Annotated in this window: 17 protein-coding genes; 5 read left to right on the forward strand and 12 right to left on the reverse strand. The window is 71.0% G+C overall.

Annotation, left to right across the window (positions count from 1 at the left end; all coding sequences use genetic code 11):
• Nucleotide 1: 1 nt before the first annotated feature.
• Nucleotides 2–1900, reverse strand: a complete 1899-nt coding sequence (locus BMW85_RS19655) for an ABC transporter ATP-binding protein (RefSeq protein ID WP_091084051.1) — start codon at nucleotides 1898–1900, stop codon at nucleotides 2–4.
• A gap of 138 nt (nucleotides 1901–2038) precedes the next feature.
• On the opposite strand from BMW85_RS19655, the gene BMW85_RS19660 reads away from it, so the two are divergent.
• Nucleotides 2039–2563, forward strand: a complete 525-nt coding sequence (locus BMW85_RS19660) for a snapalysin family zinc-dependent metalloprotease (RefSeq protein ID WP_091083223.1) — start codon at nucleotides 2039–2041, stop codon at nucleotides 2561–2563.
• 4 nt (nucleotides 2564–2567) lie between these two features.
• Here the strand turns inward: BMW85_RS19660 and BMW85_RS19665 are convergent, their stop codons facing one another.
• The 4 genes from BMW85_RS19665 to BMW85_RS19675 form a co-directional block, all read right to left on the reverse strand.
• Nucleotides 2568–5057, reverse strand: a complete 2490-nt coding sequence (locus BMW85_RS19665) for a glycoside hydrolase family 3 N-terminal domain-containing protein (RefSeq protein WP_245774939.1) — start codon at nucleotides 5055–5057, stop codon at nucleotides 2568–2570.
• Nucleotides 5058–5216: 159 nt separating this feature from the next.
• Nucleotides 5217–7265 carry a M14 family zinc carboxypeptidase gene (locus tag BMW85_RS19670; RefSeq protein WP_091083227.1) on the reverse strand — a complete coding sequence of 683 codons (2049 nt, stop codon included), beginning with the start codon at nucleotides 7263–7265 and terminating at the stop codon, nucleotides 5217–5219.
• 176 nt (nucleotides 7266–7441) lie between these two features.
• Nucleotides 7442–7780, reverse strand: coding sequence for a hypothetical protein (locus BMW85_RS48520; RefSeq protein WP_143082335.1), 339 nt, complete (start codon nucleotides 7778–7780; stop codon nucleotides 7442–7444).
• A gap of 107 nt (nucleotides 7781–7887) precedes the next feature.
• Nucleotides 7888–8106, reverse strand: a complete 219-nt coding sequence (locus BMW85_RS19675) for a hypothetical protein (protein WP_091083229.1) — start codon at nucleotides 8104–8106, stop codon at nucleotides 7888–7890.
• 304 nt (nucleotides 8107–8410) lie between these two features.
• Here BMW85_RS19675 and BMW85_RS19680 point away from each other — a divergent pair, with 304 nt between their 5' ends.
• Nucleotides 8411–9217: a UTRA domain-containing protein gene (locus BMW85_RS19680; protein ID WP_091083231.1), complete on the forward strand. Its 807-nt coding sequence runs from the start codon at nucleotides 8411–8413 to the stop codon at nucleotides 9215–9217.
• Between the two features lie 82 nt (nucleotides 9218–9299).
• Here BMW85_RS19680 and BMW85_RS19685 read toward each other — a convergent pair whose 3' ends face one another.
• Genes BMW85_RS19685 through BMW85_RS19700 form a run of 4 tightly spaced genes read right to left on the reverse strand, consistent with a single transcriptional unit; the run spans nucleotide 9300 to nucleotide 14902 of the window.
• Entirely contained in the window at nucleotides 9300–11009 is a 1710-nt protein-coding gene (locus tag BMW85_RS19685) for an ABC transporter family substrate-binding protein (RefSeq protein ID WP_091083234.1), read from the reverse strand.
• Complete coding sequence (locus tag BMW85_RS19690; protein WP_091083236.1) at nucleotides 11006–13084, reverse strand: dipeptide ABC transporter ATP-binding protein; 2079 nt, start codon at nucleotides 13082–13084, stop codon at nucleotides 11006–11008. Before BMW85_RS19690 ends, BMW85_RS19685 begins: the two co-directional genes overlap by 4 nt.
• Nucleotides 13081–13923, reverse strand: coding sequence for an ABC transporter permease (locus BMW85_RS19695; RefSeq protein ID WP_091083239.1), 843 nt, complete (start codon nucleotides 13921–13923; stop codon nucleotides 13081–13083). Before BMW85_RS19695 ends, BMW85_RS19690 begins: the two co-directional genes overlap by 4 nt.
• A 1-nt stretch (nucleotide 13924) precedes the next feature.
• Nucleotides 13925–14902, reverse strand: coding sequence for an ABC transporter permease (locus tag BMW85_RS19700; RefSeq protein ID WP_091083242.1), 978 nt, complete (start codon nucleotides 14900–14902; stop codon nucleotides 13925–13927).
• 501 nt (nucleotides 14903–15403) lie between these two features.
• Between BMW85_RS19700 and BMW85_RS19705 the strand changes: the two genes are divergently transcribed.
• Nucleotides 15404–15826, forward strand: coding sequence for a pyridoxamine 5'-phosphate oxidase family protein (locus tag BMW85_RS19705; protein ID WP_091083245.1), 423 nt, complete (start codon nucleotides 15404–15406; stop codon nucleotides 15824–15826).
• A 137-nt stretch (nucleotides 15827–15963) separates the two neighbouring features.
• Nucleotides 15964–16710 (forward strand): sigma 54 modulation/S30EA ribosomal C-terminal domain-containing protein, encoded by a 747-nt coding sequence (locus tag BMW85_RS19710; RefSeq protein ID WP_091083248.1) that lies wholly within the window; start codon nucleotides 15964–15966, stop codon nucleotides 16708–16710.
• Nucleotides 16711–16769: 59 nt separating this feature from the next.
• Here the strand turns inward: BMW85_RS19710 and BMW85_RS19715 are convergent, their stop codons facing one another.
• From BMW85_RS19715 to BMW85_RS19725, 3 genes are all read right to left on the reverse strand, one after another.
• Nucleotides 16770–17309 (reverse strand): DoxX family membrane protein, encoded by a 540-nt coding sequence (locus BMW85_RS19715; RefSeq protein ID WP_091083250.1) that lies wholly within the window; start codon nucleotides 17307–17309, stop codon nucleotides 16770–16772.
• A gap of 137 nt (nucleotides 17310–17446) precedes the next feature.
• On the reverse strand, nucleotides 17447–18202 hold the full coding sequence (locus tag BMW85_RS19720; RefSeq protein ID WP_091083252.1) for an SDR family NAD(P)-dependent oxidoreductase: 756 nt from the start codon (nucleotides 18200–18202) through the stop codon (nucleotides 17447–17449).
• Between the two features lie 225 nt (nucleotides 18203–18427).
• Nucleotides 18428–19258, reverse strand: a complete 831-nt coding sequence (locus tag BMW85_RS19725; protein ID WP_091083255.1) for an amidohydrolase family protein — start codon at nucleotides 19256–19258, stop codon at nucleotides 18428–18430.
• A gap of 273 nt (nucleotides 19259–19531) precedes the next feature.
• Between BMW85_RS19725 and BMW85_RS19730 the strand changes: the two genes are divergently transcribed.
• Complete coding sequence (locus BMW85_RS19730) at nucleotides 19532–21160, forward strand: integrase (RefSeq protein WP_143082336.1); 1629 nt, start codon at nucleotides 19532–19534, stop codon at nucleotides 21158–21160.
• Nucleotides 21161–21230 lie beyond the last annotated feature (70 nt).

The following is a 21230-nucleotide window of genomic DNA, read 5'->3' on the forward strand; positions in this document are numbered from 1 at the left end:
CTCACCGGTAGGCGGTGGCCTGGAGGGTGTAGAGGTCGGCGTAGAGCCCGCCCCTGGCCATGAGCGCGTCGTGGTCGCCCTGCTCGACGACCTTGCCGTGCTCCAGCACGTAGATGCGGTCGGCGAGGCGGACGCTGGCCAGGCGGTGGGTGATGAGCAGCACCGTGCGGCCGTCGGCATGGCTGCGGATGCGCTCGAACAGCGCGTGCTCGGCGCGGGCGTCGAGCGCGGCGGTGGGCTCGTCGCAGATGAGCAGGTCGGCGTCGCGGTGGAAGCCGCGGGCCACGGCGATGCGCTGCCACTGACCGCCGGACAGCTCGTGGCCGTCCTTGAACCGGCGGTCGAGCAGGGTGCGGTAGCCGTGCGGCAGGGCGGCGATCACCTCGTCGGCCCCGGCCACCGCCGCCGCGGAGTGCAGGGCAGGCTCGCCCTTGTCGGTGCCCATCGTGATGTTGTAGCGGGCGGCGAGCGGCCAGCGGGTGTGGTCCTGGGCGATCACGGCGGTGCGCCGGCGCAGCTCGTCGGGGTCCACCTCGCGCAGGTCGGTGTCGTCCCAGTGGACGGTCCCCGTGTCGGGCTCGTACAGGCCGGCGAGGATCTTGGACAGGGTGGTCTTGCCCGAGCCGTTCTCGCCGACGAACGCGACGATCTCGCCCCGCTTGATCTCGACGGACACCCCGCGCAGCGCGGGCTCCTCCGTGCCCGGGTAGGTGAAGGTCAGGCCGTCGGCGGCGATGCGGTCGAAGCCCTCGGGGGCCGGCCGCGGGCGGGGCGGGACCAGGCGGCGTTCGGCGTCGGCGCAGAAGCGCAGGAAGTCGGTGAAGTAGAGGCCCTGCTCGTACAGCGTGTTGGTGGTGAACAGCAGGCTGGACAGCGAGCCCTGGGCCGACCGGATGGCGAGGACCGCGGTGCCGGCCACGGCCAGCGGGATCGCTCCGACCGCGAGCAGCACGCCGAGCGTGACGTAGACCAGCGCGCTGCCGAGGCCGCCGAGCGCCTGGCCGATCAGCCGGGTGAGGGTCTGCCGCTTGACCAGCTTGAGCATCTCCTCCTGCTCTGCCCTCGCTACCTTGTCGTAGACGCGCAGCAGGAACGCGCGCATGGTGAAGGCGCGCACCTCGGCCGCGCAGTCGCGGTCGGCCAGCAGGCGGCTGATGATGTACTTGCGCCTGCGGGCGGGGACGAGCCCGTGGACCGTGGTGTAGCGCTGGCGGGCGGCGCGGATCGCGGCCCAGGCGTCGGGCAGCACGGCGAGCGGGAGCAGCGGCAGCAGCACCGGGTGCAGCACGCCGAGCACGCCGGCCGCCGCCGCGATGCCGACGAGCGAGGTGACGACGTCGACGGCGGCGGAGACGACGACGCCGACGATGCCGACGCCGTGCCCCTCGGCGCGTTCGAGCGCGTCGTGGAACTCGGGATCGTCGTAGGCGATCAGCTCGACCTTGCTGGTCAGCCCGTACAGCCGCTCCTCGGCGGCCCGTTCGAGCTGCGGCCCTAGCCGCGCCTCGGCCCACCCGGCGCCCGCCTGGAGCAGCGCGCGGGCCACCGCGGCCGCGCCGACCAGGGCCAGGCTGGGCAGGGCGGCCAGCACCCGGCCGGGGGTCGGGCCCTCGCTGAGCAGCGCGGTGAGCGCGCCCGTGGTGGCCAGCAGCCCGAACGCGGTGACGAGCCCGCCGAGCAGGCTGAGCGTGACGGTGGTGACGGTGTCGCGTGGACTGGCGGACCAGGCCAGGCGCAGCGCCTCGGCGATGAGCGAGGGCAGCCGCCTGGCGATGGTCAGGAAACCGACCGCGGCCATGGTGTCGTTGTGGACCTGGAAGGTGGAGGGAGCGATCTCGCCGAGTTCGAGATCCGGCTCGGGCGCCGGCCGGGGGCTGGGTTCGGGGGGATCTCCGGGCATGAGGTGAGTGTGCCCGTCCGGACCGGCGGATCCGCCTTCGGCGAAGGTCATAACACCGTGATAGGGGCAAGCTGACAGGTGCCGAGGCGCGGGAGCACGCATACCGTGACAGCCACCCCCACCCCTCGGAGGACCCCCATGCCCCGACGCCTACGTCTCGTGCTCTCCCTCGTCCTCGGCTTCGTCCTGCTCGCGGTCGCCACCCCGGCCCGCGCGACCGCCCTGGTCACGGTGCTCAGGTACGACTCCAGCCGGGCGGCCGAGTTCGTCTCGGCCGTGGACCAGGCCGCCGCGATCTGGAACTCCAGCGTGTCGAACGTACGCCTGGTCAAGGGCACGCCCGCGCACTTCACCGTGATCGCCGACAACGGCTGGCCCCGCGCCCTGCCGGCCAGCCTCGGCCGCGGCACGGTCTGGATGGGCCGCGAGGCCACCTCCCAGGGCTACAACCCGGTCCGCATCGCCGCCCACGAGATCGGCCACATCCTCGGCCTGCCCGACCGGCGCACCGGCCTGTGCACCGATCTGATGTCGGGCTCCAGCGCGCCCACGAGCTGCACGAACGCGTACCCGAGCGCCGCCGAGCGGGCGTCGGTGGACCGCGCCTTCGCGGGCACCGCCGCTCCGCTCGTCGAGTTCGACCGGCTGCACGTGGACCGCTGACGCCTCACCCGCAGCGGTAGCCGTCCGGCAGGCGCGTGTCGCCGGCCGGGCGGCTGCCCTGGAAGCCGAAGGACGTGCTCGCGCCCGGCCCCAGCGAGCCGTTGTGCGCGGCGTTCCTGGCGGTGACGTTCTGGCCGCTCGTCGTCAGGGTGGCGTTCCACGAGCCGGTCACCTGGTGGCCGGAGGGCAGCGTGAAGGTCACGGCCCAGCCGGTGAGCGCGGTCGTGCCGGTGTTGGTGACGGTGAGCTGGACGACGTACCCGTTGCCCCACTGGCTCTGCACGCTCGCCGTGACCGAGCAGCCGCCCGTCCCTCCCTCGGGGCGGGTGGTCACCGCGACCGTGGCCGAGCGGGGCGAGCGGTTGCCCGCCGCGTCCTTCGCGTACACGGCGAACGTGTACGAGGTGCCGGCGGCGAGGCCGCTCACCGTCGCGGCGGGCGTGGCGGAGGAGGCCACGACCGTCTCGCCGGTGCCCGTCACCCGGACCACGTCGTAGCCGGTGACGCCCACGTCGTCGGTGGCGGCGGCCCAGGTCAGCCGGACCGACGACGAGGTGACGTCGCCGGCCGACGGCGCGCCGGGGGCGGTGGGCGGCGTGGTGTCGCCCGGCGTCCCGCCATAGGTCAGGCCGAACCCGTACGGGAACAGCGGCGTCTTGCCGTCGCCGTCGTTGATCGGCTGCTGCGAGGCGCTGCTCATCCAGGTCACGGGCAGCTTGCCGGTGGGCTTGACGGCGCCGAACAGCACGTCGGCCACCCCTTGCCCCTCGGTGCCCGGCAGCCAGGCGGCGACCAGCGCGTTCCAGCCGGGGAGCTGGGCGGCGACGTCCAGCGGCCGGCCGCTGACCAGCACCACCACGACGGGGACGCCGGAGGCGCGCAGGGTGGCGAGCGTGGCGAGGTCGGTGCTGTCCAGGCCCATGGAGCCGGGCCGGTCGCCCTCGCCCTCCGCGTACGGCGTCTCGCCCACCACCGCGACGGCCACCCGGTAGGAGCCGTCGATGCCGCCGCCGTCGCGGCTGTAGGTGACGGTCGTGCCGGAGCCGGCGGCGTTCCTGATGCCCTGGAGGATGGTGGTGCCGGGGGTGATCGCGCCGGCCGAGCCCTGCCAGGAGATCGTCCAGCCACCGCTCTGCAGGCCGATGTCGTCGGCGCTCCTGCCGGCCACGAAGATCTTGCCGCCGGGCGCGAGCGGCAGCACGTTCCCGCTGTTCTTCAGCACGACCTGCGACTTCGCGACCGCCTCGCGGGCGATGGCGCGGTGCGCGGAGGAGCCGACGGTCGCGGTGTAGGAGCGGTCGGTGAGCGGCTTCTCGAACAGGCCGAGCTCGAACTTCTTGGTGAGGATGCGGCGGACCGCGTCGTCGATCCGCGCGGTGCTCACCCGGCCGGCCTGGACCTCGGCCCGCAGCAGGTCGATGAACTGCCGCCACGAGGTCGGCGCCATGACCATGTCGATGCCGGCGTTGACGGCGCTGCGCACGTCGGAGGCGGAGGTTCCGGCCGCGCCGTCGATCTGGTCGATGCCGTTCCAGTCGGAGACGACGAAGCCGGTGAAGCCCAGCTCGCTCTTGAGCACGGTCGTGACGAGATACTGGTGGCCGTGCAGTTTGGCGCCGTTCCAGCTGCTGAAGGAGATCATCACCGAGCCGACGCCCTTCTCGACGGCGGCGCGGAACGGCGGCAGGTGGATGGCCCGCAGCTCGGCCTCGGAGAGCTGGGTGTCGCCCTGGTCGACGCCGCCGGTGGTGCCGCCGTCGCCGACGTAGTGCTTGGCGGTGGCGAGGACGGAGGCGGGGCCGTTCAGCGCGGTGCCCTGGAGGCCGGTGATGAACGTCGTCATCTCGGACGGCAGGGCGGGGGTCTCGCCGAACGACTCGTACGTGCGGCCCCACCGGTCGTTGCGGGCCACGCAGACACAGGGCGCGAAGTTCCAGTCCACGCCGGTGCCGGAGACCTCCTCGGCGACCGCCCGGCCGATGCGCTGCACCAGGGCGGGGTCGCGGGCGGCGCCGAGGCCGATGTTGTGCGGGAAGATCGTGGCGCCCACGACGTTGTTGTGGCCGTGCACGGCGTCCACGCCGTACAGGATGGGGACGCCGAGCGGGGTGGCGAGGGCGGCGTTCTGGTATCTGTCGTACATGTCGGCCCAGGACGTGGCCGTGTTCGGTGAGGGCGCGGACCCGCCGCCGGACAGCACCGAGCCGAGCCGGTAGGTGGTGACGTCGGCGGCGCTCACCGAGCCGCGCTCGGCCTGCGTCATCTGGCCGATCTTGTCGTCCAGCGACATCCGCGACATCAGGTCACTGACCCGGGTGGGCACCGGCAGCGTGGGGTCCTGGTACGGCAGCGCCGCCGCCGCGTACGCCCGCGGCCCGCCGGCCGGCGCGCCGGGCACGTCAGGCACCCCCGGCACACCCGGCACGCTCAGCGCCGCGAGGGCGAGCACCGTCACCGCCACGCGTGCCGCCCACTTCCCGCTCGTGCTTCTCATGGCCCTCCACCCTCGGCTGCCGGCATTTGGGAGCGCTCCCAGGCGCACTGTAGGTCACCTGCACGGCCGCGCCCATCCACGCCGCCCGCCCCTCCCCCGGCACCAGCGCGAACGCCCCGGAGAAGGTGAAACTTTCACCTTCTCCGGGGCGCGCGTGGGTCAGCGCCTGTCGCGGTGGTCGGCCGCGACGCCGATCAGCGCGATCAGCCCGGCCGCGAACTCCAGCGCCTCCTGGTGCCCCTCGGCGAACGGCGGCTGGAAGCCGACGCCCTCCCATGCGCCCGTCGAGGCGTTCCACAGGTCCGCGCCGACCTCGAAGTCCCAGCCGTAGATCCCGTGCTCGTACCAGAGCTCGTCGGCCGAGTTGCCGGCCGCCGAGTAGAGCACGTCCGTCACCGGCCCGGTCTGCTGCGGCCAGACGACCGTGCCGCGCTCGGCGGCGATGGCCCGCTCGATCGTGCGGGCCGACTCCAGGAAGTACGCCTCCTCACGCGGCGACGGCCGGGGCAGGGTGACCCGCCCGTCCAGCTTGTAAGCCCCCGGAGGCCACATGAAGTACCCGCCGTAGCTGTGGATGTTCATCGCGAAGCGGATGTTGGAGTAGCGCTCGGCCAGCCACATGACGTTGCGGCTCTCCGGCTCGGAGTGCTCGGCGGGGCCGGCGTAGGTGCCGCTCGTACAGCCGGCCGAGGCCCCGAAGTAGCCGTCGGACAGCGAGCCGACCGCGTAGTTGCGGTTGACGTCCACGCCCCAGTTGTTGCGCAGCGCCGGGTCGGACTGGCTGTCCGGGCAGTGGTTCGTCAGGTTCTTCCGCTGGCCGTTGAAGTCGTAGAAGCTGTAGTTCGCGCCGTCGGGGTTGACCGTCGGCACGATGAAGACGTCGGTGCGCTCCAGCAGGCGGCGGGTGGCCGGGTCCCGGTCGTGGTTGCGCAGCAGGCGCTCGGCCGCCTCGATCGCGACCAGCGGCGCCACCCACTCGCGGGCATGCTCCTGGGCGTAGGCGAGCACGCCGGTGCGCGAGCCGTCGCGGTGGGCGCCGATGCGCAGCGCCAGCACCCTGGCCGGGGCCCTGGACACGCCCGCCGGGGCGCGCAGGAAGTCGCTGAGCTGGGTGAGCGGCGCCGGGGCCAACACGCCCGCGCCGGGGTCGGTCCGGTAGAGCGAGGCCCGCACGGGGACGCCGGGGGTGGCGTTGATCGCGGCCACGACCTGGGCGGCGGTGCTGGTGAGCGCGCCGGAGCCGTCGGTGGCGAGGGCGACCCTGATGATCTTGCCGTCCACGGTGACCTCAAGGGCGCGGCCGGGCGCGCCGGGGTCGGTCAGCTCGACGGCCAGGTCGTTGCCGCCCTCGGAGCCGTACGCGGCCGAGGTGACCACGACGGCCGCGCCGGGCGGGGTCCCGAGCAGGGCCTGGGCCTTGCGGCGGTAGCCGTTGGTCGGGTACGGCAGCGTGACGAGCTCGGTGAGCCGGGGGAACTCCTTGTGGAGGGCCTTGATGCGCTCGTTGAGCTGGTCGGGCGGCATGTACTGGGTGACGAAGTCGGTCCGGTAGCCCTTCGCCCGCCGGTCGGGCGCCTCCCCGCCGGGCCATTCGCCGACCCGCGCGTCGGCCTTGCCGCCGGCCGCCGAGGTCACCGTGATCCACTCGGGGCGGGCCGCCGCCGGGACGGGGGTGCTGAGCTGATGGCCGAGGTAGGCGCCGGCGTCCACGTACGGCACCAGCTCCGCCTGCCCGGCCGAGCCCTGCTTGCCGCGCCAGCTCACGGTGAGCGTGGCGGCCTGGGCGAGGCTGCTGGACGCCTCGACGGACAGGAAGTAGCCGTCGCGGGACCTGAACCACACGGCCCGCTCGATCACGACCTGGTCCCGCCCGGCCGTGGGCACGGGCGTCGGCCTGCCCCGCCTCGCGGAGGGTCCCTCGGCGGCGAGGGTGGCGCCGAGGGCGCGCAGGCCGTCCAGTTCGCCCGGCGTCACCACGGCGTCCACCTGGACGCTGCCGTCGGGCTGGGAGCGTACCCGGTGGGTGAGGTCGGCGCCGGAGGCGACCAGGCGCTCCATCGCGGCGCGGTCGGGGACGGAGAGCGTGACCAGCGAGGCGGGCTCGGGGTCGGCGGGCCCGGCGACGGCGGCCGGGGTGGGGGGTTGGGCGACGGTCAGGGTCGCGAGGGTCAGCGTCAGAACGGCGGCGGACGCTTGTAAGCGGCGCATCTGTCCTCCTGGGGGTGCCGAGGCTCACCCATTGAAGAACGATCACCAGCGCCGGACAAGACCCTTGACTTCGCGATAAAGCAGCGTCACCGCCGCCCGCCCATCCCCTGCACCAGCGCCAACATCCCGGAGAAGGTGAAACTTTCCCCTTCTCCGGGGGCACGTGGTCGACGGTCCTATGGCGCCTCCGCTGCCAAGCGGACACAGGCGGGACAAGCCCGAGCCGTCCCCGGCGAGAATGGCAACGACCATCCGCAGATCGGCAGCGGATGTGCCGGCTCGCCGCAGAGACTCGTTCCGCTGGCAGCATGTACGGCATGCTGGACGGCGTCTCGTTCCAGGCTGGACAGCCCCAGCCGGTAGCCGCCTTCGACGTTCACCGGCCCGGCGTCCACCGAATACACCAGCAGGTCATCCCAGTGGATGGGCCAGCGCCGTGCACAGCCGAGCGGTTCGCTGGGCTCGCCGTCGAGTTCCACGAGTGCCAGCGTGCCGTTGAGCAGGATGCCCACCACCGTGCCACGTTGCCCAAGAAGCCACGATGCGTACACTCGCGTCCTGGCTGGGCTACGGAGCATGTCCACGATCTTGGCTCGGCGGCCGATGGCGCTCCCCGCCGTCGTCATGGCCTGCCCTCTGGCGGGTGGTCGGCGCGTAGGTCGGCGTACCGGAAGGCGATGCGGCGGGCGGCTCGTTCGGGTTCGGTGGCCGGGCGCCAGGCGTAGAGGGCGTGCTTGCGTTCGGGGTCCCAGCCGGTACGCCACCAGAACCGGTCGCCGTCGCACCAGACCGCCAGCCCTACCCAGACCGACACGAGGGCGAGGTCGTATCCCGCGTGCATGTCTGCTTGTATGCCGTACTCGGTCTGGTTCGGCGTAGGAGATCCGCGGACAGCGCTGCTTGCGTTTCCTTGCCGTTCCTGGGCCCGGCGATAATCTGGTCCTGCATCGTTGACGCCCCAAGCTCTCGATGCTTCGGACCCCCATCTGCGGGTGGTGTTGCAGCACCGTTGATCCCGTAGGTGGGGGTCTACTGAAGGCCCCTGCTTTAGGGGGGCTAAAGCTGAGAGTGGAGCCGTGGCTTAACCCTCGCAATAGGGGGGCTAAAATGCGCTGATTGTCGGTCACTGAGGAGGCAACACCCGGATGGACTTGAAGACGCTGAGAGAAGTCGCGCAGGTCAACGATCCCGTGGAACGAGCCCGTGCGCTCAGCCGACTCATGACCGAGGAGCAGGGATTGGTCGCCGAGGCTGCCAAGATGCGCCGACAGGCCATCGCAGAGGCGCGGGAGTCAGGGATGAGCCTGGAGGAGATCGCCGGGCGGCTGGGGGTCTCGCCTGGACGCATCTCGCAGATGAGAAAGGGCCCGACGGCACGCGCACCTGAGGGCCCTGCCTCGCCGGCCCCTCGGGTGCTGGTGCAGCGGGCGTTGCCGACCGAACCCGCGGTCAGGGGGTCCAAGTCCCTGTTCCTGGCGGAAGCGGAACGGCAAGGGCTCAAAGCTGATCGCCGGATGCTCTATGTCGGGCTCGAACCCGCCAGCGATCATGTCGCGACCTGTCTGCGCGTCGAGCCCGGTACGGACATCGTGGCCCGGCGCAAGATGATGACCGCGAACGACGTACCCGTACGCATCGCGACCAGCTACTTCCGTGCGGACCTTTTCGGCGACACGAGAATCGCCGAGCCCGAGTTCGTGAAGCCGTCGCTTCAGTCCGCGCTGACCGCGCTCGGTTACTCGTTCGGTCACGCGGAGGAGAGCCTGACCGCTCGGCCGCCGACCACCTTCGAGCGTGAGACGCTGGAACTCGAACCCGGTGAGTGGATCGTCCAGGTGCTCCGCGCGAGCTACTCCACCGAGGACACTCCCATCCACGTTCTTGAGACGATCTGCGCCGCGAACCGGCACATCTTCTCCATCGGCCAGGTCTCCGGGTACGACGAATTCTGAATGACGAACCAAGTGATCGGCGCAAAGGGGAAACCCCCGCCCCGGCGGGAGGCCGGACGGGGGTTTCCAGGGTTGACCGAGATCAGCCGGTGAAGCCGATCATCGAGTAGTCGTAGGACTTGTAGCCCTTCGCGCCCCAGTTGGCGAGGGTCTTCTTCGCCGCCTGGATGTCGGGACGCTGGTACAGCGGAATCGTGTGCACCATGTCCCAGATGAGCTTGTCCGCGGCGTTGGCCTTGGCGATGGCCTGCTCCGGGTCGAGCTCGCTCACGGCCGCCTCGATGGCCTCGTCCAGGGCCGGGTCGCTGCCCTTGGGGAAGTTGCTCTCGGAGCCGGTCTTGTAGATCTGGGACAGGCCGCCGATGGGCAGCGGCGTGCCGATCCAGGAGAACGGCACCAGGTCGAAGTCGCCCTTGATGACGTAGTCCACGAAGAACTTGTCGACCGGGACCGGGCGGATGTTGACCTTGACCCCGGCCTCCTTCAGCATGGCCTGGGTCAGCTCACCCTCGGTCTGCGCGACCGCGGTGCCCGTCGGGATGACGAAGGTCAGCTCGAGGTCCTTGCCGTCCTTCTTGCGGTACTCACCCTCCTGCTTCCAGCCGGCCTGGTCGAGGAGCTGCTTGGCCTTCTCCAGGTTGTACTTGCCGAGGTCGCCGGAGTTGTCGACGTAGCCCTTGTGGTTGTTCATGAAGACGTGGTTGCCGAGCGTCTGCAGCGGCCAGTCCATGTCCTTGAGGTCGGACTGCGTGATCACGTCACGGTTGATGCCGTACGCGATGGCCTGGCGGACGGTCTTGTCCTTCAGGTTCTCGCTGACGTTGTTGACCGTGATGTGCCGCCAGTTCGGGCTGAGCGCCTTGCGGATGTCCACGTTCGGGACCTCCTTGGCGCGCTTCAGCTCGGCCGGGGAGCCGGACGGGATCTCGACGCCGTCGATCTCGCCGTTCGCGAAGGCGTTGACCTGCGCCTCCGTCGACTCGATGCCACGGAAGATGATCTTGTCGAGCTTGGCCTTCTTGCCCCACCAGTTGTCGTCACGCACCAGCGTGAGGGACTTGGTGCCCTCGTCGATCTTCTCGACCTTGAACGGGCCGGCGGTGACGGGGATCTTGCCCTTGTAGTCGTTCTCGTACTTGTCCGCGTCCAGGATGTGCTTGGCCGGGTACAGGTGCGGCGAGCGGGAGAACAGGCCCATCCACTCGGGGTAGGGCTTGGAGAAGGTCACGACGGCGACCTTGTCCGTGTCGCCCTTGGTGACCGACTCGATCCGGTCCCAGCCGTCGGTGGAGGCCGGCTTGTACTTCTTGTCCTTGCCGCTGTTGACCTTCCAGGCGGCCTCGAAGTCCTCCCAGGTGATCGGCGTGCCGTCCGACCACTTCGCCTTGTCGTTGATCGTGTACGTGACGACGTGCTTGTCCGCGGTCAGGTCGTTCTTGACGTCGGAGAGGTAGTCCGGGTTGGCCGACCACTGGGCCTGCTCGTCGAACACGATCGGCTGCGGCATCACCACGTCGAGCATGTCCGCCGTGTCGGCCTGGTTGCCGTCCACGTGGTTGCCGTTCCACTGCTGCGGCCACTGGCCGACCGCCAGGGTCAGCGTGCCGCCGTCCTTGACCTGCTCGTACGGCACCGGGTTGATGCTGATGGCCGGAGTCTGCGACATCTGCTCCTGAGCCTGCTGCGTCTGCTCGGCGCTCGGCTTCTTGGCTTCGCCGCCACCCCCGCCGCAAGCCGCGACGGCCAGGGCCAGAACCGCGAGCCCCGCGGTCGCCTGGTAACGAACCTTCACTTTTCCTCCTGATCGTCCGAGGCCGTGATGACCTCGATCTCCTCCGCGTAGTGGCAGGCGGCGCCGTGGTCCACGGCGCCCGCCAGCCGAGCAACCGAGGGCTCTTCATCCACACACCGCTGCCGCTGCGCCTCGTCGAGCTGCGTGGCGAACTTGGGACAGCGGGTGCGGAACCGGCAACCCGTGGGCGGGTTCGCCGGGCTGGGCAGGTCGCCTTCGAGCAGGATCCGCTTCCGGGTGCGTTCCATCTCGGGGTCCGGAAGCGGGATCGCCGACAGCAGCGCCTGCGTGTAGGGATGCGCGGGGTGGTCGTAGACCTCCTCGACCGTGCCGATCTCGGCGATCTTGCCGAGGTACATCACGGCCACCCGGTCGGCCAGGTGCCTGACCACGGCCAGGTCGTGGGCGACGAAGAGGTACGACAACCCCAGGGTGTTCTTCAGCTCCTCCAGCAGGTTGATCACACCGGCCTGGATGGAGACGTCGAGCGCCGAGACCGGCTCGTCCAGGACGAGCAGCTTCGGCTCCAGCGCGAGCGCGCGGGCGATGCCGATGCGCTGGCGCTGGCCTCCGGAGAACTGGCTCGGGTAACGCTCGGCGTGCTCCGGCGACAGCCCGACCAGCTCCAGCAGCTCCGCGACCCGGGCGCGCACGTCCTTGCGGCCGTGGGCGCGCAGCGGCTCGGCGATGATGTCCTGGACCGGCATGCGCGGGTCGAGCGCGGCCATCGGGTCCTGGAAGACGATCTGCACGTCCCGGCGGAGCGCCCGGCGCATGGCCTTGTCGATCTTGGCGCTGTCCTTGCCGAGCACCACCACCCGGCCGCCCTCCGGCGGCGCGAGCTGCATGATCTGCTGCAGCGTGGTGGTCTTGCCGCAGCCCGACTCGCCGACCAGGGCCAGCGTCTCGCCCTCGGCGATGTCGAAGGTGATGCCGTCCACGGCGTAGACCGTTCCGACCCGGCGCTTCATCACCGCGCCCTTCATGAGCGGGTAGTGCCGGATCATGTCGTCCAGCTCCAGGACCGTCGCGCGCTCGGCGCGTGGCACCCGGACCACCTCGCTCGGCGGGATCACCGGCACGGGGAACACGTCGGCGCCGGTCAGGCCCTTGTGCTCGATCTCGTGCGAGCGGATGCAGGCCACGCTGCGCCCGCCGCCGGGGCCGAACGGGATGAGCGGCGGCTCCTCGTCGTCGCACATGTCCACCCGCATGGGGCAGCGCGGCGCGAACGGGCAGCCGGGCGGCAGCGACGACGGCGAGGGCGGGTTGCCCTCGATCGGCACCAGCGGCCCCTCCTCGCCGTCCACGCGCGGGATCGAGGCGAGCAGGCCCATCGTGTACGGCATGCGCGGCCGGTAGTAGAGGTCGTCCACCGGGCCCTGCTCGACCGGCCGGCCCGCGTACATGACGAGCACCCGGTCGGCCATGCCGGCGATGACGCCGAGGTCGTGGGTGATCATCACGATGCCGGCGCCGGTCTCCTGCTGCGCGGTCTTCAGCACCTCCAGCACCTGGGCCTGGATGGTGACGTCGAGCGCGGTGGTCGGCTCGTCGCAGATGAGCAGGTCGGGGTCGTTGGCGATGGCCATGGCGATCATCGCGCGCTGCCGCATGCCGCCGGAGAACTCGTGCGGGAACGCCTTGGCGCGCACGTCCGGGTGCGGGATGCCGACCAGGTCGAGCAGCTCGACGGCCCGCTTGGCGGCCTTGTCCTTCGCCATCCGCTGGTGGATGCGCACGGCCTCGGCGATCTGGTCGCCGATCGTGTAGACGGGCGTGAACGCCGACAGCGGATCCTGGAAGATCATGCTGATGGCCTTGCCGCGGATCTTGACCAGCTCGTCGTCGTCCATGCCGAGCAGCTCGCGGCCGTGCAGCTTGGCCGAGCCGCTGACCACGGCGTTCGGCGGGAGCAGGCCCATGACCGCGAGCGAGGTCACGGACTTGCCGGAGCCGGACTCGCCGACGATGCCGAGCACCTCGCCGCGCTCGACCTCGTACGACACCCCGCGCACGGCCTGGACGCCGCCGGGGAAGGTGACGGTGAGGTCCTTGACCTCCAAGATGCTCACGAGTTGCTCCCGGGGTCGAGGGCGTCGCGCAGGCCGTCGCCGATGAGGTTCACGCTGAGCACGAGGAGCACCAGCGCGCCCGCGGGGAAGGCGAACAGCCAGGGGTAGCCGGTGGCGTTGCCGGAGCCGGCGGCGATCAGCGTGCCGAGCGAGACGTCCGGTGGCTGGATGCCGAAGCCGAAGAAGGACAGCGCCGCCTCACCGATGATCGCCGCGGAGACGTTGAGCGTCGCGTCGATGATCAGCAGCGAGGACAGGTTGGGCACGATGTGCCGAAAGATGATCTTCCAGCGCGGGATGCCCATGTAGACGGCGGCCAGGACGTACTCGCGCTCGCGCAGCGAGATCGTCATGCTCCGCACCACCCGGGAGGTGATCATCCAGGAGAACGCCGCGAGCAGCACGACGAACCAGAGCCACGAGGAGCCCGCCTTGAGCCGCGGCGAGATGATGGCGATGATCAGGAAGCTGGGCAGGACGAGGAGCAGGTCCACGCCCCACATGAGGACACGGTCCGCCCATCCACCGAAATATCCGGCGAACGCGCCGACGATCGCGGCCAGCCCCGTCGAGATCAACGCCACCAGGAGGCCGATCACGATCGACTTCTGCATGCCGCGCAGCGTGATCGCGTACATGTCCTGGCCGATCGAGGTGGTCCCCCACCAGTGGTCGGCGTCGGGCGGCGACAGGAAGGCCAGGAAGTCCTTCTCCGTCCAGGCGTACGCGCCGAAGTACGGGCCGATGTAGGCCACGAGCACCAGCAGCAGCAGGGCTATGGAGCCGTAGCGGGCCTGCCGGTTGGCGATCAGGCGCCGCAGGACGACCTTGGAACGCATCTCAGTTCACCCGCACCCTCGGGTCGAGCGCCGCCACCAGCAGGTCCGACAGGAAGGCGGCGAACAGGACACAGATCGCGGTGAAGAAGGTCACCGCGGCGACGGAGTTGACGTCCTGGGCGTTGATCGCGTCGACCAGCCAGGCGCCCATCCCGTGCCAGGCGAAGATCTTCTCGGTGAAGGTCGCTCCCGTGAACATCGTCCCGAACGCGAAGGCGAAGTACGTCGCGGACGGGATCAGCGCGGTCCGCAGCGCGTGCTTGGTGAGCGCCGTCCTGCGGCGCAGGCCCTTGGCCCGCGCGGTGCGGACGAAGTCCTGGCCGAGCACGTCGAGCATCATGTTGCGCTGGATGCGGCTGTAGAAGGCGATCGAGCCGAGGCTCAGCGAGATCGTCGGCAGGATCAGGTGGTTCAGCCGGTTGAGGAACTGGTCCCAGCCGGACAGCTGCGGGTTGTACTCACCGGTGTACTCGATGAGCGTGAACCCGAGCCCGCGGTTCAGGTTGTACGTCGCGATCGCGAGCAGGGTGGCCAGTACGAAGACGGGGATCGCCAGCACCACGAAGGAGGAGACGCCTATTAACCGGTCGGTGGCCTTGTACTGCTTGACCGCCGAGATGGCTCCCAGCCCGACGCCGACGGCGAAGCCGAGCAACGTGCCGATCAGCAGCAGCCGGAGGCTGACGAAGATCCGCCGGCCCATCTCGTCGTTGACCGAACCGCCGTTCCAGGTCTTGCCGAAGTCCCCCTGCAGGACGCCCGTGGCCCAGGTCGCGTAGCGCTGGAGCACGGGAACCTTGTCGTTGAGGTTGTACATGTCGAGCGTGGCGTCGATCGTCGCTTCGGGGATCGGAGGCTGGCGGCCCTGGTACGCGGCCCGAGGGCTCATCGTGCTGGCGGCGAGCATGTACGCGAGGCTGGCCGCCACGGCGACCAGGATCACGTTTATCGCCAACCTGCGTAGCAGGTACTTGCCCATTACTCTCCGTTCGCGCTGACGGGGGGCGCACCTCGGGGTGGAGAGGCGCCTCCGCAACGTAAAGCCGTCCGCCATCGGGAAATGACACTGACCGTGCGGACGGCGATCAAGGCGCAGAATATGGCCAAAAATATAACAGTCAGAAACTAGGTCACATAACGGTCAGATCACCAACAATAGATCGTGACAGACCTTGGACACTCACTCCGCACCCATGTTGACCTGCGGAAACACCGATTTTTTAGGCGCGCCAAAGGGCCTACGGCATGAGTTGTGTCACAGAATCCGGACATGAATTGCCGGGCCGCCTAAGTGATCCACGCCATGGCCCGCGGCCGGCGATTGTGACCCCGCCCGCACCGCCCTTCACGGGGGCGCTCCGAGGGGACCGCCTCCTCCGTGGACGACGGGCCGTCCAGATAGGGTCTTTGGTCCCTACCTGGCGTCCCGGGCAGGGCGGCACGATGGAAGGGTGATGTGTAACTCGATGGGCGGTTCCGGATGACGGCGGCACGCGATCTCAAGGAACTGTCCGAGGCCGAGGCCCTGCGACGGCTGGCGTCCGTACCGTTCGGACGGGTCGTCTTCACCCTGCACGCGCTCCCCGCGGTACGCCCGGTGAACCACGTCGTGGCCGACGGCCGGGTGGTCATCCGCACCAACCCAGGCACGGTGCTGAGCAAGGAGGTGGCGCCGGCCGCCGCCGTGGTCGCGTTCGAGGCCGACGACCTGGACCCGTACGAGCGGTTGGGCTGGAGCGTGATCGTCACCGGCATCGCCCGGCCGGTGACCGACCAGGAGGAGGCGGAGCGGTTCAAGAAGCTGCTCCAGCCGTGGGTGCAGGGCGGCATGGACCAGGTGATCAGCATCCAGCCGGAGATCGTCAACGGCTTCGAGCTGGTCCCGCTCGACGACGCCTCCTGAAAGGCGCGTGCCCCGCCGTCCCGGCGGGGCCAAGGTCCCGCCACGGGCGGGACGAAAGTCCCTGGCCGCGTGATCATCCCCGGTCAGAGGGTGGTAGCACCAACCGAACGCGATCAACGCGAAGAAGGTGCTCGCCCATGAGGCACAGGCTCATCGCCCTCGACCCCGCCGACGTGCAGATCAAGATCCGCGGCGGGGTCCGGCCCGGTGACGTCAGGCGCGCGAGGCAGACCGTCGCCGAGTTGTCCCGGCTCGCGCACGAGCCGGTGCTCGGCGCGAAGGTCACGCTCGCCACCGCGCCCGGCCCCGAGGAGCGCCGCACGGCGGAGGCCGTCGTGGACGTCCAGGGACGGCTCGTCAGGGCCAGGGCCGGCGCGGCCTCCACGCGCGCCGCCATCCACCTGCTCGGCGACCGGCTCCGTACGCGGCTGCTGGAGAGCGCCCGCGACTGGGAGAACCGCCGGGGACGCCACCACCACCAGAGGCTCCAGGCCGGCCGGGACGCCGGGGAGCCGCGGATCGTCCGGGGCCTGTCGGCGGTGCGCGCCGTCCCGGACGAGGCGGTCGTGGAGATGGACCAGCTCGACCACGACTTCCTGCTCTTCGTCGACCCGGTGACCGGCGGAGACTGCCTCGTCCACCGGACCGCCGACGGCTACCGGCTGGTGCGCCTCGATCCGCGGCCCGAGCTGCCGCCGCCGACCTGCGCGGCGATCTCGGTCGCCACGGAGGCCGCGCCCCGCCTGAGCGTCGCGGCCGCCGTCGAGCGGCTGGAGCTGGGCGGGTTCCCGTTCGTGTTCTTCGCCGACGCGGCCACCGGCGCCGGCCGGGTCGTCCACCGCCGGGCGGACGGCGCGTACGGCCTGGTCACCACCCCGCACTGACCCCGGAAAGCAGTGATGCCCGGCCCCTTCGAGGGGCCGGGCACCGGTGCGGCGGGGAGTCACTTGAGCCATTCGTGCTCACGGACGATCCGCAGGTTGCCGAGGCCGAGGGTGGCGCCCGCGTTGGCGAGGGCCAGGCCGGCCAGGACGATCGCGTAGATGATGTGCTCGTCCATGAACGGGTTGGTGGTGAGGGGCAGCTCGGCGGCCCACATGAGGGCCATCATCAGGGCGCCGGCGACGGCGGCGATCCGGGTGCCGACCCCGAGGATAAGGGCGGCGCCGACGCCGAGCAGGCCGAGCATGAACAGCCAGTCCACCCAGACCTGTCCGGCCAGGGCGCTGAAGAAGCCGCCGAGCGCGTTCTCGCCGGTGCCCTTGAGGAAGCCGGTGGTGGGGCTGCCGCCGTTGATCCAGGCCTTGGCCGCCGGGGTGGCGAAGCCCCAGCCGAAGGTCTTGTCCAGGAAGGCCCAGAGGAAGACCCAGCCGAGGGCGATGCGGGCGGCGGCCCAGACGTACTGGACGGGGTTCTTGGCGGGGGTGTCGGTGGTGGCGACGATTTCGGGGTTGACGGTGCGGGGGTGGAAGATGGTCGCCATCGTGGGCTCCTCTGGGGATCCGGCTTTTCGTTCCGGTGTCTCTCTGACATCTCTATGACACCGTCTCCGCCGCCGTGATCGCAGAGCACTAGGGCCCGAAGATCGCGGGACCTTGGGCAGGGACCTTGGTCATGCCGTCAGGGCATCCAGTTGCCGCCCGCGACGTCGATGGTGAGCCCGGTCAGCCAGGACGAGGCGTCGGAGGCCAGGAAGGCCGTCACGTGAGCCACGTCGAGCGGCGTGCCGAGCCGCCCGAGCGGGTGCTCGGCCGTCAGCCGCCGTACGTGCTCCTCCGGCAGGCGCCCGGCCAGCCGCTCGGTCATGATCGTGGACGGCGACACGCAGTTGACCCGTACGCCGGCCGGGCCGAGCTCGTGGGCGAGCTGCCGGGTCAGCGCGATCACACCGGCCTTCGCCGCCGTGTACGCGGCCGAGGCCCCCGTCGGCAGGCGGGCGGCCAGCGACGCCATGGTGACGATCGAGCCGGCCCGGCGCTCGCGCATGCCTGGCAGGACGCTCTTGAGCACGAGGAACGTCGAGGTCAGGTTGGCGTCCAGGGTGGCGTGCCAGTCGTCCTCGCTCATCCGGTCGAGCGGCACGGGCCGGCCGGTGCCGCCCCCGGCGAAGGCCGCCAGCACGTCCACCGGCCCGAGCCGCCGCTCGACCTCGGCGCGCATGGCCTCGACGGCGGCGAAGTCGGTGCCGTCGGCGGGCACCCCGATGGCGGCGTCCCCGAGGTCCTCGACCACGGCGGCGATGGCGGCGGGGTCGCGGCCGTTGACGGCGACGCGCATGCCCTGCTCGGCCAGGAGCCTGGCGGTGCCTCCGCCGATGCCGCCGGAACCGCCGGTGACCAGAGCCACCTTGCCCCTCAGGTCCGGATAAATCACCATGTCTCCCCTCCCGATGACGAGGACTCCACCGTGCCTCCGGAAGCGGGCAGCGGTCATCGGACGTGGGGAGACGGGCGGGCTACTCCCGCGGTCGTACCGGGGAAGGCTCAGCGCGGGCCGAGGACGGCTCAGCGCGGGCCGGCCGCGCCGGCGGGGCAACTTGCACGCCCGCCGACCAGGGCAGCTTGAACGCCCGCCGGCCAGGACAGCTTGCACGCCCGGCGGCTAGGACAGCTTGTACGCCCGGCGGGCCGTGCCGGCGAACACCTCGGCCCGCTCGCCCTCCGTCAGCCCCGCGCACAGCTCGCCGGCCGCGTCGGCCACCTGCGCGTACTCGGCGGCCAGCAGGCACACCGGCCAGTCGGAGCCGAACATCACCCGCTCCGGCCTGAACGCCTCCAGCACGACCTCCGCGTACGGCCGCAGATCGCCGACCCGCCAAGCCGCCCAGTCGGCCTCGGTCACCATGCCGGACAGCTTGCAGAAGACGTTGGGCAGCGCGGCCAGCTCCCTGACCCGGCTCCGCCACGGCTCCAGCTCACCCGAGGCGATCGGCGGCTTCGACAGGTGGTCCAGGACGAACGTCAGGCCCGGCAGCGCCCGTACGGTGTCGATGGCGGCCGGAAGCTGGTGCGGCAGCGTGAGCAGGTCGTAGGCGAGCCCGGCGGCCTCGACGGCGGCGAGGCCGCGCCGCACGTCCGGCCGGTTGAGCCAGGCGGGGTCCGGCTCCGACTGCACGCCGTGCCGCACGCCCACCAGCCCCGGCGGCAGCGCCGCGAGCGTGCCCGCGACGTCGGGCGCGGTCAGATCCACCCACCCGACCACGCCCGCCACCAACTCCGACGCTGCGGCCAGACCCAGGAACTCACGCGTCTCGTCCAGGTCGGCCAGCACCTGCACGAGCACCGTACGGGTCACCCCGGCCGCGGCGGCCGGCCCGGCGAGGTCGTCGAGCGTGAACGTCCGCCGCACGGGCGCCATGGGCTCCGGGTCGAGCCAGTCGTGCGGACGGGCGGAGAGGTCCCAGACGTGGTGATGCGCGTCGATGCGGTCCATGAGCGGCAACGTAACAGACATCCCATGTCTGGGCCACTGCGGACAAAACTTTCGGGAGCCGCAGCCTTCCGCACCGGCATACATCCCATGTCCAGCCTCTTGGGCCGAGAAAAACAGAGGGCGTGATCAATATGATCACGCCCTCTGGGGGGCCGAAGCCCCGGAAAAGTCTCTCGCCGTTCGACCGGCACTTCGATGCTACAACAAACACGGAGGGTATGACTACCCTAAACTCTGCGTAGTCAGAGTTGCCCCCCACTCCAAGGTCGCCGCATGCTCAACACGTCCCCCGGGCGCGATGCCTCCTCCTCCTATTCCCAGCATGTCTCCGCCCGCATGCTCAACTTCTGCGCGGCGGCGACTCCCTGGTTCCGCCGCCTGTGGGACGTCAGTGCGTTCCTCTCCCTGGAGGAGTTGCACGAGGCAGGCGGCTGGGTGGAGCGGCGGGTGCTGTCGCAGTCGGCGCTCGACTGGCAGCGGCACGAGCTGGAGCGGCTGCTCGGCGACGACCCGGCGCTGGGCACGAAGGTCTTCCGCCGTCGACTCCAGGAATGCCTCCGCACGACGTTGACGGTGGCGAGCGACGGCCGCAGGAAGCTGCGCCACCTGATCGACGTCGGCCGCCCCGGCTATCTTGACCGCTGGGCGGCGTGCGTCGCCGGGACGGACCCGCCTCCGCCGGAGAAGGTCGCCCGCGCGGTCGCCTCCCACCTGCTCGACAGCGGCCACAGCATGGACGGCCTCAGCCGCTGGCTGCGCGACGGCAGGCTGGGACTGTCGGCCGTGGACCTGATCGCCGAGGCCGCGGCCCTGCTGACCCGTCCACCGACGTCCTGGAAGGTCGTCGTGCCCTTCGCCGACCTGCACGGCCGGGAGCTCACGGCCGGCCTCCCGCACTGGATCGGCAGGCGTGAGGCGGCCGACCTCCTGGCCGAGACGGGAACGAAGACCACCGCTCCGATCACCGGCGCCCTCTCCTACGAGGTCGAGGCGCGCGACGCCGAACGCGCCCTGGAGATCGTCTCCGACGTCGTCGAACGGCTCCAGGCCCGCGCCCGCTTCGCCTCCACCGGTTCGGTGTCCCCCTTCGACACCGCCGTCGTGCTCAACCAGCGCCGGGCGATGCCGCTGCGGATGCCCGCTCGCGGCGCGCGGGTCCTGTCCCTGGCTGCCGAACGCCAGCTCTACGTGGTCGGCGCGGAGCCGCAGCGCCTCGACGACCGGCGGCGAAGCGCGGTGGACGACGCGTTGGAGATCGCCTCGGCACTCAACCACGGCCCGCTCGCTCCGGCCGTCGCCGGCGGGTGGAGCGCTCTTGAGTCGTTGCTGACCGAGGCCCGGGATCCTGACGAGCGCGAACGGGTCGTCGCCGCCGGCCGCGCCGCCGCGCTGGTCGCCTGCTCCTGGCCGCGGGCCGAGCTGACCGCGCTCTCCCACCGCATCCGGCACGTCAGCGACGGCGACCTGGCCGAACGCCTGGACCTCTGCGGCTCCAACCGCGAACGCGCCACCCTGATCGCCGCCGAGCTGGTCCAGGGCCGTTCCCTGCCTTTGGAACGTTCCTGGCGCCGGCGGAGCGACATCGCGGCGGTCACCCGGATGCACGCGCTCCTCGCCGACCCCGCGCTGGTGCTCGGCCGGGTACGCCGCTACGTCGAGGTCTCGCTGCGCCGCCTCTACCGCAGCCGCAACATCGTCCTGCACGGCGGTTCGACGGGCGGGGTGGCGCTGCAGGCGGCCCTCCGTGTCACCGCGCCACTCGTGGGAGCCGCGCTCGACCGGCTGGCGCACGCCGACCTCGTGGCGGGGGTCCCACCGCTGGTCCTCGCCTCACGAGCCGAGACCGCCCTGCACATGGTGGGCGACCAGATGGGCCCGGCCCTCTGCGACCTCATCGAGTGACATCGGAAATCACCGCGAAAGGGGCGGGCGCCGATCCGCGGCGCGGGCGGCGGGAATACTCGCGGCGGAT

Origin of the sequence: Nonomuraea wenchangensis (assembly GCF_900111685.1) — a bacterium.
GTDB classification, from domain to species: domain Bacteria; phylum Actinomycetota; class Actinomycetes; order Streptosporangiales; family Streptosporangiaceae; genus Nonomuraea; species Nonomuraea wenchangensis.

What these genes read in the sequence shown, in the direction of transcription:
- BMW85_RS19655 (WP_091084051.1), bottom strand. Translation starts at nt 1,900, where the DNA reads ATGCCCGGAGATCCCCCCGAACCCAGCCCCCGGCCGGCGCCCGAGCCG.
- BMW85_RS19660 (WP_091083223.1), top strand. Translation starts at nt 2,039, where the DNA reads ATGCCCCGACGCCTACGTCTCGTGCTCTCCCTCGTCCTCGGCTTCGTC.
- BMW85_RS19665 (WP_245774939.1), bottom strand. Translation starts at nt 5,057, where the DNA reads ATGAGAAGCACGAGCGGGAAGTGGGCGGCACGCGTGGCGGTGACGGTG.
- BMW85_RS19670 (WP_091083227.1), bottom strand. Translation starts at nt 7,265, where the DNA reads ATGCGCCGCTTACAAGCGTCCGCCGCCGTTCTGACGCTGACCCTCGCG.
- BMW85_RS19675 (WP_091083229.1), bottom strand. Translation starts at nt 8,106, where the DNA reads ATGCACGCGGGATACGACCTCGCCCTCGTGTCGGTCTGGGTAGGGCTG.
- BMW85_RS19680 (WP_091083231.1), top strand. Translation starts at nt 8,411, where the DNA reads ATGGACTTGAAGACGCTGAGAGAAGTCGCGCAGGTCAACGATCCCGTG.
- BMW85_RS19695 (WP_091083239.1), bottom strand. Translation starts at nt 13,923, where the DNA reads ATGCGTTCCAAGGTCGTCCTGCGGCGCCTGATCGCCAACCGGCAGGCC.
- BMW85_RS19700 (WP_091083242.1), bottom strand. Translation starts at nt 14,902, where the DNA reads ATGGGCAAGTACCTGCTACGCAGGTTGGCGATAAACGTGATCCTGGTC.
- BMW85_RS19705 (WP_091083245.1), top strand. Translation starts at nt 15,404, where the DNA reads ATGACGGCGGCACGCGATCTCAAGGAACTGTCCGAGGCCGAGGCCCTG.
- BMW85_RS19710 (WP_091083248.1), top strand. Translation starts at nt 15,964, where the DNA reads ATGAGGCACAGGCTCATCGCCCTCGACCCCGCCGACGTGCAGATCAAG.
- BMW85_RS19715 (WP_091083250.1), bottom strand. Translation starts at nt 17,309, where the DNA reads ATGGCGACCATCTTCCACCCCCGCACCGTCAACCCCGAAATCGTCGCC.
- BMW85_RS19720 (WP_091083252.1), bottom strand. Translation starts at nt 18,202, where the DNA reads ATGGTGATTTATCCGGACCTGAGGGGCAAGGTGGCTCTGGTCACCGGC.
- BMW85_RS19725 (WP_091083255.1), bottom strand. Translation starts at nt 19,258, where the DNA reads ATGGACCGCATCGACGCGCATCACCACGTCTGGGACCTCTCCGCCCGT.
- BMW85_RS19730 (WP_143082336.1), top strand. Translation starts at nt 19,532, where the DNA reads ATGCTCAACACGTCCCCCGGGCGCGATGCCTCCTCCTCCTATTCCCAG.